The following is a 14021-nucleotide window of genomic DNA, read 5'->3' on the forward strand; positions in this document are numbered from 1 at the left end:
CGCTACCAGATCGATAAGTTGAATAGGGCTCACTCAAGCCATGGCGGCCTCTGCCCTATTCTCTCTACCAGAAAATCAATGAACACCCGGACCTTTGCGGTTAAGACATTGGATTTCGGGTACACCAGCCAAAGCGCCGGCTCAGCGTCCATCCGGTAGTCTTGAAGAACCTGCACCAATGTCCCTGCTGAAAGTTCCTGGTGGACGCTCCATAGCGCATGCAAAGCAACCCCTGCTCCTTGCTTGGTCGCAATCTTGTAACTCAAGCCGTCGTCAATGATCAGTCTGTTTTGCGAGCTGCGAAGGTTCAACTGTTCGTTTTCTCCTTCGGGACCGGTCAATGCAATCGCGCTCTGGGATTTAAAGGCGACCAACTGATGAGAATGTAGATCGTCCGGGTGTTTCGGCGTTCCCCATTTCGCGAGGTACTCGGGTGAGGCGCAGAATATGCGTCGATCATCAGCAAGTTTCCGCGCTTTCAGATTGCTGTCCGGCAACACGGCATCCCTCAGCGCCAGGTCGAAACTGCCCTGAATGAGGTCCAGCTCCATATCGGACAATCGCAAGTCCAGATTGATACCCGGATACATCTCCAGAAACGCTGGCACCAAAGGCACGATGTACTGTTGGGCGAAGGTGCTGGATGCGGTGAATCGCAGAGTGCCAGACACATGCTCATTGCCAAACCCCATCGCGGCCATCGCAGCGTTCTCTTGTGCCAGAATTTCCCTGGCAAAAGGCAGGAACTCCGCGCCCTCAGTGGACAGCGCCACCTTACGGGTTGAGCGGCGCAGCAAGTCTGCTCCAACGGCCCTCTCAAGCTTGGCCAACCTGGAACTGGCAACAGCTGGCGGCATCCCCAGTTCCCGTCCGGCGGCACTGATGTTGAGTTTTTCAGCAGCCAGAACAAACAGCTTTATTCCTTCGGTGTCCACGATTTTATATCCATTTTACGAATTCTGAAAACCATTATTGGTCATTTATTCGGTTTTCGCGAACCTTTAATCTGTTCTTAGTCGCTTGGACAAATCACCTGCAAAACTGGAGTCACACAATGAAAGCAATGGTTCTTAATCAATACGGCCCTGAGGCAGCGTTTGAGCAGGCCGACATGCCTGCACCTTCGGCACTATCGGGCCAGGTGATCGTCCGCGTTGCAGCAACAAGCATCAACACCGTCGACACCATGATTCGCCAGATGGGCAAGGATCTCCCGCTGTCCCCCGACCTGCCAGCAGTGCTCGGTATGGACTTCGCCGGAACTATTGAAGCCGTGGGTGAAGGCGTCACCGGTTTTGCGCCTGGTGACGAAGTTTACGGATGTGCTGGCGGCCTTGCCGATCTTCAAGGTGCACTTGCTGAGTTGATGCCGGCCGACGCACGGCTGATTGCCCATAAGCCCAAGAGCCTGTCGATGCGCGAAGCAGCCGCACTGCCGCTGGTTGGTATCACTGCATTAGAGGGCCTGCAGAGAGCCAGCGTGAAGGTCGGTCAAAAAGTGTTGGTTCACGGCGGAACCGGCGGCGTTGGCCATGTTGCTGTTCAGCTGGCAAAGCACTTTGGTGCCTCCGTTTATTCAACGGCCTCCGGTGAACAGGCTTTCCGCATCATCAAAGGCTACGGCGCTACCCCGATTGACTACAAGACTGAAACCGTCGCCGACTATGTTGAGGCCCATACAGCCGGTGCCGGGTTCGATGTGGTTTTCGATACGGTTGGCGGCGAAAATATGACCAACAGCTTTGAAGCGGCTGCCCTGAATGGCCAAGTGAGTACCACTGTCGCCATGGTTGAACTGGATCTGACCACCGCTCACTTCAAAGGGCTGTCGATTCACGTGGTGTTTATGCTGATTCCCATGCTGCACAACCATCATCGGGAAGCGCACGGCAACATTCTCGCGCAATTGGCGCAGATCGTGGATCAGGGTGGCGTCAAACCGCTTCTGGATGAGCAGAGCTTCAACCTTTCTGAGGTTGGCCAGGCCCATGACCGTCTGACCAGTGGCCAGGCTATTGGTAAGGTTGTCGTGGAGGTCTAACAATGCCCGCACTGAACGAGAGCACAAAGACATTTGCCCCTATCAATCGTGGCTACAATCAGGCGTTTCAGCCGAATCGGTTGAGTGTTGGCGTCATTGTGCCCCTGGAGAATTATGCCAGCGGGCCCGTGCCCACTATGGAACATCATCTTGAACGTGTTCGGTTGGCCGAAAACGCCGGTTTTTCTGCAGTCTGGTTGCGAGATGTCCCGTTTAATGTGCCCTCGTTCGGCGATGCCGGACAAGTCTATGATCCGTTTGTTTACCTCGGTTTTCTAGCGGGGCAAACCGAACGTATCGCCCTGGGTGTCGCCAGTCTGATCTTACCGCTTCGGCACCCTGCTCACGTTGCAAAAGCCGCAGCAAGCGTCGATCAATTGTCGGGTGGTCGTTTGATACTCGGAATCGCATCCGGTGATCGACCCGATGAATACCCCGCCCTCAACGAAAACTACGAAAACCGGGGCGAGCGGTTTCGGGACAGTTTCGAATATATCCGTAGTATGGCCTCAGATGCGCCTGCATTTGAAAACCGTTATGGTCAAACAAACGGTGAGATGGACCTGCTACCGAAGCCAAAAGCAGGAAAGATTCCGATGCTGATTACCGGAGGCAGCCAACAGGCCCCTCATTGGGGCGCTCGCCATAGTGATGGGTTGATTACTTATCCGAGGAACATCGACGATCAGGCAAACACTGTCAGGTCCTGGCGCAACGGCATTCCTGGTGAAACAGGGTATTCAAAGCCCGTGATGCAATCCCTTTATATCGACCTTCTGGCAGAGCCCAATGCACCGCCGCAGCCGATTCATCTGGGCTTCAGTTCGGGCATCAGGTTTCTGAAGAGTTACCTGAAATCGTTGGAAGAGATCGGTGTAAACCATGTCGCGTTGAATCTGCGATTTAATCAGACAGATATTGAAGAGGCGCTCCTGTACCTCGCAGAAGATCTGCTCCCTGAATTCCCGGCATAAGGACACAAAATATGACCAAGAAAATTCTGATCACCGGCGCCACTGATGGCATCGGGCTGGAAACCGCGAAGCGCCTCTATTCCGAGGGTCACACATTGCTGTTGCATGGAAGGAACGCAGAGAAGCTGGCGGCGACAGAGCAAATGTTGGCAAACGGTACGGGCGCTGGACGGATCTACACCTATAAAGCGGATCTGTCGCGTCTGGCTGAAGCTGATTCATTGGCAGACGAGATCACCAGAGAACATGACCAGTTGGACGTCATCATCAATAACGCTGGTGTCATGCGCGTACCTGAAACCATCACCCAGGACGGGCTGGATGTCCGGTTTGCCGTGAATACGGTTGCCCCCTATTTGCTGACAAAGCGCCTTTTGCCACTCCTGGGGACTGCCTCACGGGTGGTTAACCTGTCTTCAGCCGCACAGGCCCCAGTGGAACTCAACGCCCTTCGGGGTAAGAAACGCCTTCTGGAAGATATGTCGGCTTATGCCCAAAGCAAGCTGGCACTGACCATGTGGAATAATGCGATGGCAAGCTCTCGCACTGACGAGGGCGTGGTTTTCGTCTCAGTAAATCCTGGTTCCCTGTTGGCATCAAAGATGGTTAAAGAGGGCTTCGGGATTGCAGGAAAAAGTTTGTCCATCGGCGCCGATGTGCTTGTCCGTGCGGCGCTCTCAGAAGAATTTACCAACGCTTCAGGCCAATACTTCGATAACGACAAAGGCGGGTTTGGCCCCCCTCATTCGGACGCCTTGAATGACCAGAAATGCAAAGCGATCGTGATGGTTATCGAAGAACTTGTTGCCAAGAAAATGGCGTAACGGAAACATACCGGCAACGCCACCCGGTTGCCGGACTAACTACCGCGCGGTCAACGGATCTGGCTACCAATTGCAATGGTTAATTTGCCCGAAAAACGCTTGCCCATAAAGTCCTCTTGGGCCTGGACCAGGTCCCGCAATTGGTAGGTTTTAGCCACCACAGGCCGGATTTCGTTTCGTTCGATGTATCCGATGAGATTCTCAAATACCTGCTTAGGCTGCCAGGTAGAGCCGTAGAAGCTTAGGTCTTTCAAGTACAGAGTTCGTACGTCCAGTTCCACAATGGGACCTGCAATGGCGCCTGACGCCACGTAACGACCGCCACGGCTCAGCACCTCCAGCAACTCCGGCCACTGAGGGCCCGCCACCAAGTCCGCTACGATGTGGACGCTGTCTTTTTCCAGCACTTCAAGCAGGGACTGACCCCTGGCAATGACCTGATCAGCGCCAAGCTGACGCACCTCGTCGAACTTGGATTCACCACACACCGCGATTACTTCGGCGCCCCGGCGCTTGGCAAGTTGAATCGCCGCTGATCCAACGCCACCAGAAGCGCCGGTGATCAAAATCCGTTCCCCGGCCCCCAGGCATACCCTGTCCAACATGCCTTCGGCGGTTGAATAGGCGCAGGGAAATGAAGCCAGTTCAGCGTCGCTCAGGGTACTGTTGATTGCGAACACTTCGCTTGAACGCGCTACGGCGTACTCGGCGTAGCCACCGTTGATCTCGGATCCGAACGTGATGAGGTTGTAAGAAGACGGGTCGCCAGGCGCCTGTTGCATAGGGCGAACCAACACGCGTTCCCCCATCCGCGCGGGGTCAACGCCCTCACCCACCGCTATGATGTTTCCACACACATCAGCACCCTGAATACGTGGAAAACTGAGGGGTGTACCTGACCAGCCACCATCTTCGTCGTTTGCCGTCTCAAACCCTGCAGCGGCGCCCTGATCCGTACCCGTTGTTACGCCTTTGGAATACCAGCCTGTCCGGGTGTTGATGTCGGTATTGTTGATCGCACTCGCTCCGACATGAATCAGTACCTCACCAGCGAGGGGCTGAGGCACTTCCAGATTTTCCCGGTACTCAAGTTTGTCCAGGCCACCGTGCCCGGTCAGAACAACGCCTGCCATTGTCTTGGGGATATGGATGTGACTCATAGTGTCTCCTCTGCTTCAGTGCTAGCCGACTGATTCGATCAATTTAACGTCAACCTCGACGCCTATGGTGAAATCATAGGTCTCCGGAATGATTCACTCAAACGAATATTATTGATACGATAATTCAGATTTGTTGATAAACGCCCAAAGGCCGCCCAAATGAAGCCTATTCTGGATCTGGAGTTGTTGAATACCTTTGCAGTGGTGGTGGAGGCAGGCGGTTTTAAAGAGGCGTCGAGCCGCCTGTACCGCTCCCAGGCCGCTGTCAGTATGCAGATTAAACGATTGGAAGAGCAGATCGGCCATCGGCTTCTTGAGCGCAGTAATCAGGGTATCAAGCTCACGGAACCCGGGAAGAAGTTGCTGGGCTACATCGACAGGCTGCTACGCCTCAATAACGAAACGCTCAGCGCGCTTAGCCTGGAGCCGCTCCGGGGTCCTGTACATTTCGGGATACCCACGGATTATGCCCAGACATTCTTGCAGAAGTTTATCCCGCGCATTCGGGACGCCTTTCCCGAGCTGGAGCCCCGAATTACCTGCGGTCGAAGCCGCAGGTTGCGGGAGTTGGTCACCGCTGGTGATCTCGACGTGGCTATCGTTACCGGGGAATCCCAGTTCGCACCGGAGAAAAGTCTGTGGTCGGAAGCGCTTTGCTGGTATGCCTCGGTTGGGCTACCCATCAATACAGAGGAGGCATTGCCCGTCGCATTGCTGGAAAGTGATTGCGCGCTACGTGATTTCGCCGCCACGGATTTGAGGCAGTCCGGTCTGGACTACCATACGTTGATGACCAGTACCGACATGGCCAATCTTTATTCGGCGGTTGAATCGGGATTGGCCATCGCGCTGTTACCAGAGTCGTCGGTTATATCGTCCAGAGTGCGCCCGGTCCAACTGGACCAGCTACCCGGGCAACGGGTTCTGACGATGAATATCATCAATGCTGGCACTTTGAACCCCGGTTTTCTGGAGCCGTTGCAAGGATGCCTGCTTGGCGCCGCCCGAGCCACTCACGATCAGTCAAACGCCAGAGCGTGACGATGTAACCCACGATCACGGTAATTTCTCTACTTTACGGTGTACCGGCTGTTCGTGCGGATATAAAGGGTCGCTGCCCTATCGCTGTCGTTTGCTATTCGGTGCGTGAAGCGCCCTGTCGATTCGATATAGCTTCCAGCCTCGAGGTGCTTTTCAGTATCCAGACCCTTTGCCTGGTAGGTAACCTCGCCACCGATCACAACCGCGCGAAATTCGCTGGCATTCGTACTGATGTCTCCCTCAAAGCCGGACGCAATCTTGATCATTGAGCCGCCCACATCGGCATCACTATCCCATACGAACGTGGCTTCCACGTTGTCCGCTTCAATATTGTGTAGCTCACTGTTATTGAGCCAGACAATATTGGTTTCATGCAGGTTGAGCGGGCGTTCGCCGTTATCAAATTTCTCGTCGGAAGGCTTAACCAGATAGGGACCGGAGTCTATCTCCAGGTAAATCAGATTGGTGTCGCCATTTGCCGCGGTTGTATGATCTTCGCCGGCTGGCTGTGTCCAGAAAGACCCGGGCGGCATCCACATTTTTTGTGCATCTGGGTCGTCGTTATGCATCAGCCCTTCGATGACAACGCCGCGATACGTAATATTGTGAATATGGGGAGGAGACTCAAAACCCTGCTTGAACCGAACAAGCATTCCGGTGGCGCTGTCGGTCGTGCGATCTCCCCATAGGTCTGCCGCACCAGGGCTCAGTACGCCGCGAAGAGGATTAAGATACCCCCACTCAACGTCATCAGCCGGCACAACTTTCACGAGAGAACCGCTGTTTTCGGTGTCGGCATTCGCCACCGTCGCGGTACCGGCAACCATCAGTGCACAAAACAGCCTGCTGGAAAACATTTGATAGCTCCACTTTAAATATGATGAGAGCTACAAGCCTAGTCGCCGCGATATCGGATAAAAACGGGCAGTTTCCGATTTTAGTTTTCGTAAAAACGAAGTAATTCCCAGGGAACTTTCGTCATTAAGGGGAGCGTAACGTCGTTACAGGCTTTTCCAACGTGCACTGAAGAAGTCCAGAAACACCTGAATGCGCGCAGACAGTGTTGTGTTCCTGTAGTACACGGCGTTGACCAACTCCCTTGGATTGGGGCGCACCAGTTGATCCCCCATCAGTTCCACCAAGTCGCCTCGTTCAAGGTCCTTGTCGATCATGAACCGTGAAAGATACGCCAGACCGTTTCCGCCAAGGCAGAGTTGGCGTACGGCTTCCCCACTGCTGGCTCGTACCGTCGGTCTGATTCGTATCCCTTCGCCAAAATGCCAGACATTCAAAGCTTCCGGTGCGGTGAAGCCGATGGTGTCGTGGCCCGCGAGAGATTCCGGCGAGTCGCAGCCACCACGCCGATTCAGGTAGTCCGGCGAAGCCACCACTGACAGCGGAGACCGACCCAATGCCTTGGCATGGAGCGTCGAGTCTTCCAGGCTTCCGATTCGGATAGCCACATCAATCCGTCGTTCCAGCAGGTCGACAATCTGATCACTTGCCGTCAATTCCAGTTCAATGTGCGGATAGGCGGCTCGAAACTCCCGGACATGAGGCACGATCTGATGCAACAGGAATGGGTTTGCGGCGTCCACCCGTAGGCGGCCCGCCGGCCTTTGTTTACGTATGGCCAATTGCTCTTCGGCCTCTTCCAGCGAAGCCAGGCCATCTCTCACCTTCGCTACAAACAGTCGCCCTTCCTCGGTCAGCCCCACTTTGCGGGTGGTTCGGTTCAGCAGCGTTGTGTTCAAGCTCTGTTCGAGGCGTGAGACCGCTCGCGACACCCGGGTCACGGATACGTCAAGTTGTTCTGCCGCGCTACTAAAGCTTCCGCTGTCCACCACTGACAGCAGGAAGTGAAGATCGTCCGATCGACTTTTCATTTCATTTTCCGCAAAAGTATTTTTTAAAAACCACTGTTTATCGCAAAAGTATGCGGCCGCAAACTAGGCATCGTCAATTCATTCCCGCTCACTGCTAAGGAGCCGCTATGCCCGTTGCACTTTTCGCACTCACTTTGAGTGCCTTTGCGATTGGGACCACCGAGTTTGTCATTGTCGGACTGGTTCCCACCATTGCCCAGGATCTGGGCGTTACCCTCCCGTCTGCTGGCCTTCTGGTCAGTTTGTACGCGCTAGGTGTTGCTATAGGTGCACCGGTACTCACCGCCCTGACCGGCCGTTGGAATCGTAAGTTGGTGCTGCTTTCGCTGATGGGGCTGTTCATCATCGGTAACATCCTGGCCTGGATGGCGCCGAATTACAGCTCACTGATTACCGCCCGAATTCTCACCGGCCTTGCACACGGCGTGTTCTTCTCAATCGGTTCGACCATCGCCACCAGCCTGGTACCGAAAGAAAAAGAGGCCAGTGCAATTGCCATCATGTTCACCGGGCTTACCGTTGCCCTGGTAACGGGCGTTCCCCTGGGAACCTTTATCGGACAGACGTTCGGGTGGCGAGCCACCTTCCTGACCGTCGCCGTACTGGGGGCCATCGCGTTGATCGGCAGTGCCTTTTTGGTGCCCAGGAACCTGGAGCAGTCAAAGCCGGCAACCCTGCGTCAGCAGCTTGAGGTCATCACTCACCCGAGACTGCTGCTGGTGTACGCGATGACCGCTATTGGGTACGGCGGTACGTTCACGGCATTCACCTACCTGACCCCGATCCTCGAAGACGTCACCGGTTTTGCCTCCGGCATGGTCAGCCTTCTGCTGCTCGTCTACGGTGTGTCTGTGGCCGCTGGCAATATCTGGGGTGGTAAATTGGCCGATCGTTTCGGGCCAACCTCAGCGCTGTACATCGTTTTTGGCGGCCTGGCGGCCATCCTGTTCGTTCTGACCTTCAGCGCTTACAATCCGGTTGCAGCCGTGATCACCCTTCTGGTTTGGGGTGCGTTTGCCTTCGGCAATGTGCCAGGCTTGCAGGTGTATGTGGTCCAACTGGCTGAACGTTACACTCCGCATTCCGTGGATGTCGCTTCCGGCCTGAACATCGCGGCCTTCAACATTGGGATTGCCGTCGGCGCCTGGCTCGGAGGCCATGTGGTGGCCGACATGGGGCTGATGAACACGCCCTGGATTGGCGGCGTGATTGTTCTCAGTGCGCTGCTTCTGACCCGCATTTCCGCCACCCTGGATAACCACGAAACGGCTACCGCCTGATCTCTGAATGGCCTCCCGACAGGGAGGCCCAATATCCACTTTCAGTCTACGATGTCATTATCACGTATATGAATAGCAGGCATATGGTTTCAGAGTTTCAATTCTGGCTTTGCCCCGTGCAAGATGTTTCCGCAGACACTCGTTATTTAGTTGAGAGAGGCACCATCGATGAGCACACCGAAAGCGAATACGCATAACCGCGACCACAGCCTGGGCTTTTTCAATTATCTGGATAAATCCACCGAGTCATCACTCTACCGAAATGGCAAGGTGTTGATACGCAGGGATACGGGCGGAAACGACAGCGAAATGCAGGGAGTCGTGCACGACAAGCAAGAAAAGAAGGTTCACAACGGTCGCGTTTTTTCAGGCAATCAGCGTCTTAGCCTTGCCACCAACGGATTCGAGTTGCTGCCCCGGCCACTCGCACAACCTGGTCTGGATTTTCTGGATCAGCAACAGGTCGTCCAATACTACTACCCGGAATGCGCAAAAATCATAGAGGAAGCGACCGGTGGCCGTGCATTTGCCTTCGACCACAATGTCCGCTCGGTGCTCGGAAAACAAAGCGGAAAACAGATATCAGGCGGACAGCAAGTGCAGGAGCCTTTGCACCTGGTGCATGGCGATTATACGCTAACCAGTGCCCCCCAGCGCTTGCGCGACCTGGCGAACCCTCCCGGCAGCAATGACACTCTGCGCAGTGTTCTTGACGACAGCGAGTCATTGATCTCCAATGAAACGGTCGAGCGTGCGCTCGCAGAAGTTGGCCGTTTTGCGATTATCAACTTGTGGCGAAATATATCCAGTGAGCCGGTGGCCACACATCCCCTGGCACTGTGCGATAGCCAGACAGTCAACCCGGAAGACCTGGTCGTGTTTGAAATTCACTACCAGGACCGTCTCGGGGAAAACTATTTTGCAAAACACGCCGAGCGCCATCACTGGTACTACTTCCCGGAAATGACGGGGGACGAAGCGCTACTGATTAAACAATGGGATTCGGCGGGACCGCTGGCGAGATCTGCCGGCGAGCAGGCTGATGCGAGTGATCCGCGATCGCCCTCCACGTTCAGCTTCCATAGCGCGTTCGAAGATCCTGCCACACCTTACGGTGCGCCGGATCGCCAAAGCATCGAAGTGCGCTGCATCGTCATCTACGACTAAATTACCAATGAAACGGGGCAGATAATGACATTGCCATTTGCGCATCTACCACTTGGGCAAGATCTCATTGGTTGACGAATCCGGGGGTCGGCTTTTCGCTAACCTCCCTCGTCTTGGCTATTAGCATTAGTGCGCTACCCACTATCATCGCGGCCGCCGCCGCGTAGAGTCCAACCGAGTAATCTCCGTTATATTCCCGGAGCAGACCGGTAATCATTGGAGCTACAATCTGGGCAATTCCATAAGCGATCGTCATTTTTCCCATGAATCTGGCAGGCTGGGAGGGGTAGAAGCGACCGGCCATGGTCAGCACAAGACAGACAATGCCGACAAAGGTACCTCCGAAAAGAATCGCACCTAACATCGTTAACAGGATGCTGGGTTCAATGACTGGCAACAAAATACCCACAGCCTGGAGCAGGCTTGCAGTAATCAAAGCATTCAGATTCCCAATTCTTCGCGCAATCAGGTCCCAGAGAATGGCACTGGGCGCTGCCGCAAGCCCCATTACCATGAACGCCCAGACACCCTTCCCCTCCAGCCCGGGCAACTCATCTACAATCGCTACAATAAACGTGGCACTCACAACAAAGCCGACACCGGCACAAAAATATGCAGCGGTAAGAAGCCCCATGAACGCTTTACCCGGCGGGGAGTCCTTCATGGATCTACCACTGGTGTTGACTGTCGCCGATTCGGGCCGTGGTAACCATGCCCAGGCCGGAACAAGCATCGCACCTCCGATCACGGTAAGCACCAGCCATTGCTGGCGCCAATCAAGCCAAGTGTTCATCAACTCAACTGCAACCGCACACACAACCATTCCCAGCCCAACGCCACTGAACTGAATGCCCAACTCGCTACGGTGGTTGTGACGGATCAGCCAGTTCAGTACCAACCCGGAACCAATCAACATGCCGGCGGCACAACTCAGCCCCGCCAGAAAGCGCAGGATTGACCAGAGCCACAGGTTCTCAGTCAGTCCCATACCGGCTGTCGTTATGACCGCAACCACCAACCCAATGCGATAGAGGCGGTCCTTTAATTCCAGATCACTGATCACAGACGCAACGACCGCACCCACGAGGTATCCGAGATAGTTAATCGCTGCAAGCCAACCTCCGTCCGCCGCTCCCAAGTCGGTATGTTCCTGCATGGCCGGCAGCAAAGGCGTATACGCAAAACGGGCGATGCCCATGACCAAAATCAGGTTGAGCACCCCTGCGGTTAAAACCTTGCAGCGTTGAATGGGGTCGTTCATAGATACCTCAGGAGTGGCGTTTGTAATTGATACGGGCGTCGGAATGAATTGCCGTTGCCGTGGACCCGATGTCGCTGATTTCACGACCGAGCTTTTCCAGATCTCCCCGGCGACGGGTCACCACGAGATGGAATCCTTCCCTGGCGAATCGGCGTGCGATCGCCGACCCTAAATGATCACCAGCCCCAACCACCAACGCGATGGGTTTGTCGGTCGTGCCCATGTTCCGTCCCCTTATTCCGTTGTGATGCTGGTAAAAGCGTATCCCACCTAATAGCGTAGTTAAAATCGATTATATGTATGCCAATCACAACCAATGGTTACGTCTTTTGGCTTTCTTGGTTGTCTGTCACCGATCTCCCAATTGTTGCTTCAGATATTCCATGGCATAGCGAGCGCGTGCAGACAGGGGCCATTCCGCCCGGGAAATCATCCAGAGCGAATCCACCACGTCCCTTTCAAGCGTCATAACCTTGATTTCGCTGTGTTGGGCAAAGGCCTGTCTCGCGTATTGCGGTAGTACGGTAAAGCCCATGCCCCTGGCTACGGGCTCGAGAATTAAGCCTACCTGATTGACAAAACCGCGCACCGGAATATTTCGGATTCCAGGCTCCCCCGGAAAGCAGCGGCTCAACAGGCGCGTTGCCATGGCCCGGCCATCAGGGTGGTCGAGACTGAGCTCACCTTTTGTTTTATCGCCTTCCGACATTCGCAGGCGTAAGCGCATATCGGCCTGTTCCATCTCATCACAATACGCCAGGAGTGCGTGGCCGGCCGGTGTTAACTCCATCCGTCGAGGTTGCCGTATCAGCAGGGTCCCCAACTGTTTTTCAAGATGTCTTACATGCTGACCCACGCAGTTTTTCCCATATCGGGATTTCGGTGACCGACCTTGATGCCGCTGTGAAGTTCTATACAGAAGTAATGGGTTGGTATCTGATCATGCCGCAAACCACTATCGAGGAAGATGACAGCCCTATTGGGGTCATGTGTACTGATGTTTTTGGTGCAGGCTGGAGCTTTTTCCGGATTGCTCACCTTTCCACTGGCGACCGAATCGGTGTGGAAATCTTTGAATTCAACAACGCAGAAAAGCCGGAAGACAACTTCGAGTACTGGAAAACCGGCGTCTTTCACTTTTGTGTCCAGGACCCGGACGTGGAAGGCCTTGCGGAGAAAATCGTTGCGGCAGGCGGTAAACAGCGCATGCCAGTTCGTGAATACTTCCCCGGCGAAAAACCATACCGCATGGTTTACATGGAAGATCCGTTCGGAAACATTCTCGAGATCTACAGCCACAGTTACGAGCTGACCTACTCCGCAGGTGCTTACGAGTAATCCGGTATTCGGTGGGCAATGACCCACCGACCTTTCAACCTAGTTGAGAGAAGGGGCGTTCACAGTTCAACACGTGGCCGCCCTCGCCTCACACGCACCATGTCCGCAACGATGGCCAGTGCAATTTCAGAAGGGGTTTTACTGCCGAGGTTGAGTCCGATGGGCATGTGGATCCGCTCAACGTCTTCCTTTGACAGGCCACCAGTCCGACGAAGTCGTTCGGATCGGGCCTGGGAAGTACGAACAGAGCCCATCACACCAATGTAGCTTGCCGAGGTTTTGACAGCAGCCATCATGGCCAGATCATCAATGCGGGGGTCATGGGTTGCGGCGACGATCGCCGTGGAGGGCGTGCAAGCACCAGGCGAAGCGATATACAGCGACGGCAGTTGGGGCACAAACTCAACACCCGGCGGCAGGCTCATGCCATTGGTGACTTCCTCCCGTGGGTCACACAGCACCACCTCATAACCAAGGCTTAAGGCGAACTGTGCACAGGCCTCTGATACCGTTGAATAGCCGGCAAGAATCAACTTGGCGACGGGGCCAATACGAACCGTCACCGTCTCTTCGGTTTCATTTTGCAACACCCGCGGCCCCGTGGGTTCAGCGTCGGACAGCCACCACACTGCATCCGTCAATCTGATATGTCGTGCGATTTCATTTTGGCCGGACAGGGCCTGCTGAATCCGCTCAAGGTAATCCCGGGTCTTTGTGGTGGCAACCATACGTTCTACCAGGACGTCGAGAATGCCCCCGCACGGCAAGCGAATACGGGGGCTCTCCGGGCTGTTGCCCGGGTCGCCATAACGGACAATAACGGCTGGTTGCTCGTACTCTCCGGCGGCAACGCGCTCGAGGAAGTCTTCCTCGACGCAACCACCCGAGAGCGAGCCCACATGATGTCCATCCGAAGTGGCAACCATCAGTGAGCCCGGCTCCCTGGGCGATGATCCGAAGGTGGACAACACCGTGCACAACCAGATCGTCCGGCCACTCCCCAGCCATTCGATCGCCTGCTCCACTACCCGAGCATCCAGACTTTGCAT

The 14021-nt window shown here is 55.0% G+C and carries 15 protein-coding genes; 7 read left to right on the forward strand and 8 right to left on the reverse strand.

Annotation, left to right across the window (positions count from 1 at the left end):
* Positions 1 to 29: 29 nt before the first annotated feature.
* Positions 30 to 935, reverse strand: a complete 906-nt coding sequence (locus R1T46_RS14590; protein ID WP_317305921.1) for a LysR family transcriptional regulator — start codon at positions 933 to 935, stop codon at positions 30 to 32.
* Between the two features lie 119 nt (positions 936 to 1054).
* Here R1T46_RS14590 and R1T46_RS14595 point away from each other — a divergent pair, with 119 nt between their 5' ends.
* The 3 genes from R1T46_RS14595 to R1T46_RS14605 are packed head-to-tail and all read left to right on the forward strand — an operon-like array spanning position 1055 to position 3839.
* A complete protein-coding gene (locus R1T46_RS14595) occupies positions 1055 to 2041 on the forward strand; it encodes a zinc-dependent alcohol dehydrogenase family protein (RefSeq protein ID WP_317305922.1) in 987 nt (328 codons plus the stop codon).
* A 2-nt stretch (positions 2042 to 2043) separates the two neighbouring features.
* Positions 2044 to 3015 (forward strand): LLM class oxidoreductase, encoded by a 972-nt coding sequence (locus tag R1T46_RS14600; protein WP_317305923.1) that lies wholly within the window; start codon positions 2044 to 2046, stop codon positions 3013 to 3015.
* Between the two features lie 11 nt (positions 3016 to 3026).
* Positions 3027 to 3839: an SDR family NAD(P)-dependent oxidoreductase gene (locus R1T46_RS14605; protein WP_317305924.1), complete on the forward strand. Its 813-nt coding sequence runs from the start codon at positions 3027 to 3029 to the stop codon at positions 3837 to 3839.
* Between the two features lie 50 nt (positions 3840 to 3889).
* Here R1T46_RS14605 and R1T46_RS14610 read toward each other — a convergent pair whose 3' ends face one another.
* Positions 3890 to 4999, reverse strand: coding sequence for an alcohol dehydrogenase family protein (locus tag R1T46_RS14610; RefSeq protein ID WP_317305925.1), 1110 nt, complete (start codon positions 4997 to 4999; stop codon positions 3890 to 3892).
* Between the two features lie 159 nt (positions 5000 to 5158).
* Between R1T46_RS14610 and R1T46_RS14615 the strand changes: the two genes are divergently transcribed.
* Positions 5159 to 6040 (forward strand): LysR family transcriptional regulator, encoded by an 882-nt coding sequence (locus R1T46_RS14615; protein WP_317305926.1) that lies wholly within the window; start codon positions 5159 to 5161, stop codon positions 6038 to 6040.
* Positions 6041 to 6069: 29 nt separating this feature from the next.
* On the opposite strand, the gene R1T46_RS14620 is transcribed toward R1T46_RS14615, so the two are convergent.
* Together R1T46_RS14620 and R1T46_RS14625 are read right to left on the reverse strand one after the other, a co-directional pair.
* Positions 6070 to 6897, reverse strand: coding sequence for a DUF4437 domain-containing protein (locus tag R1T46_RS14620; protein ID WP_317305927.1), 828 nt, complete (start codon positions 6895 to 6897; stop codon positions 6070 to 6072).
* A 144-nt stretch (positions 6898 to 7041) separates the two neighbouring features.
* A complete protein-coding gene (locus tag R1T46_RS14625; protein WP_317305928.1) occupies positions 7042 to 7926 on the reverse strand; it encodes a LysR family transcriptional regulator in 885 nt (294 codons plus the stop codon).
* A gap of 107 nt (positions 7927 to 8033) precedes the next feature.
* On the opposite strand from R1T46_RS14625, the gene R1T46_RS14630 reads away from it, so the two are divergent.
* Both R1T46_RS14630 and R1T46_RS14635 read left to right on the forward strand, forming a co-directional pair.
* Positions 8034 to 9206: an MFS transporter gene (locus tag R1T46_RS14630; RefSeq protein WP_317305929.1), complete on the forward strand. Its 1173-nt coding sequence runs from the start codon at positions 8034 to 8036 to the stop codon at positions 9204 to 9206.
* 168 nt (positions 9207 to 9374) lie between these two features.
* Entirely contained in the window at positions 9375 to 10373 is a 999-nt protein-coding gene (locus tag R1T46_RS14635; protein WP_317305930.1) for a CmcJ/NvfI family oxidoreductase, read from the forward strand.
* A gap of 64 nt (positions 10374 to 10437) precedes the next feature.
* Here R1T46_RS14635 and R1T46_RS14640 read toward each other — a convergent pair whose 3' ends face one another.
* The 3 genes from R1T46_RS14640 to R1T46_RS14650 form a co-directional block, all read right to left on the reverse strand.
* Positions 10438 to 11634 carry a YbfB/YjiJ family MFS transporter gene (locus R1T46_RS14640; RefSeq protein ID WP_317305931.1) on the reverse strand — a complete coding sequence of 399 codons (1197 nt, stop codon included), beginning with the start codon at positions 11632 to 11634 and terminating at the stop codon, positions 10438 to 10440.
* A 7-nt stretch (positions 11635 to 11641) separates the two neighbouring features.
* Complete coding sequence (locus R1T46_RS14645) at positions 11642 to 11857, reverse strand: SDR family NAD(P)-dependent oxidoreductase (protein WP_407070125.1); 216 nt, start codon at positions 11855 to 11857, stop codon at positions 11642 to 11644.
* Positions 11858 to 11983: 126 nt separating this feature from the next.
* Positions 11984 to 12424: a LysR substrate-binding domain-containing protein gene (locus tag R1T46_RS14650; RefSeq protein WP_407070126.1), complete on the reverse strand. Its 441-nt coding sequence runs from the start codon at positions 12422 to 12424 to the stop codon at positions 11984 to 11986.
* 80 nt (positions 12425 to 12504) lie between these two features.
* On the opposite strand from R1T46_RS14650, the gene R1T46_RS14655 reads away from it, so the two are divergent.
* Complete coding sequence (locus tag R1T46_RS14655; RefSeq protein WP_317308316.1) at positions 12505 to 12972, forward strand: lactoylglutathione lyase family protein; 468 nt, start codon at positions 12505 to 12507, stop codon at positions 12970 to 12972.
* A 59-nt stretch (positions 12973 to 13031) separates the two neighbouring features.
* Here the strand turns inward: R1T46_RS14655 and R1T46_RS14660 are convergent, their stop codons facing one another.
* Positions 13032 to 14021 carry an XdhC family protein gene (locus R1T46_RS14660; protein ID WP_317308317.1) on the reverse strand — a complete coding sequence of 330 codons (990 nt, stop codon included), beginning with the start codon at positions 14019 to 14021 and terminating at the stop codon, positions 13032 to 13034.

The organism is Marinobacter salarius (genome assembly GCF_032922745.1).
Lineage (GTDB): Bacteria > Pseudomonadota > Gammaproteobacteria > Pseudomonadales > Oleiphilaceae > Marinobacter.

Bases quoted from the DNA above. Each gene is read 5' to 3' on its own strand.
- R1T46_RS14595 (WP_317305922.1), top strand. From the start codon at position 1,055: ATGAAAGCAATGGTTCTTAATCAATACGGCCCTGAGGCAGCGTTTGAG.
- R1T46_RS14600 (WP_317305923.1), top strand. From the start codon at position 2,044: ATGCCCGCACTGAACGAGAGCACAAAGACATTTGCCCCTATCAATCGT.
- R1T46_RS14605 (WP_317305924.1), top strand. From the start codon at position 3,027: ATGACCAAGAAAATTCTGATCACCGGCGCCACTGATGGCATCGGGCTG.
- R1T46_RS14610 (WP_317305925.1), bottom strand. From the start codon at position 4,999: ATGAGTCACATCCATATCCCCAAGACAATGGCAGGCGTTGTTCTGACC.
- R1T46_RS14615 (WP_317305926.1), top strand. From the start codon at position 5,159: ATGAAGCCTATTCTGGATCTGGAGTTGTTGAATACCTTTGCAGTGGTG.
- R1T46_RS14620 (WP_317305927.1), bottom strand. From the start codon at position 6,897: ATGTTTTCCAGCAGGCTGTTTTGTGCACTGATGGTTGCCGGTACCGCG.
- R1T46_RS14625 (WP_317305928.1), bottom strand. From the start codon at position 7,926: ATGAAAAGTCGATCGGACGATCTTCACTTCCTGCTGTCAGTGGTGGAC.
- R1T46_RS14630 (WP_317305929.1), top strand. From the start codon at position 8,034: ATGCCCGTTGCACTTTTCGCACTCACTTTGAGTGCCTTTGCGATTGGG.
- R1T46_RS14635 (WP_317305930.1), top strand. From the start codon at position 9,375: ATGAGCACACCGAAAGCGAATACGCATAACCGCGACCACAGCCTGGGC.
- R1T46_RS14640 (WP_317305931.1), bottom strand. From the start codon at position 11,634: ATGAACGACCCCATTCAACGCTGCAAGGTTTTAACCGCAGGGGTGCTC.
- R1T46_RS14645 (WP_407070125.1), bottom strand. From the start codon at position 11,857: ATGGGCACGACCGACAAACCCATCGCGTTGGTGGTTGGGGCTGGTGAT.
- R1T46_RS14650 (WP_407070126.1), bottom strand. From the start codon at position 12,424: ATGGAGTTAACACCGGCCGGCCACGCACTCCTGGCGTATTGTGATGAG.
- R1T46_RS14660 (WP_317308317.1), bottom strand. From the start codon at position 14,021: ATGCAAAGTCTGGATGCTCGGGTAGTGGAGCAGGCGATCGAATGGCTG.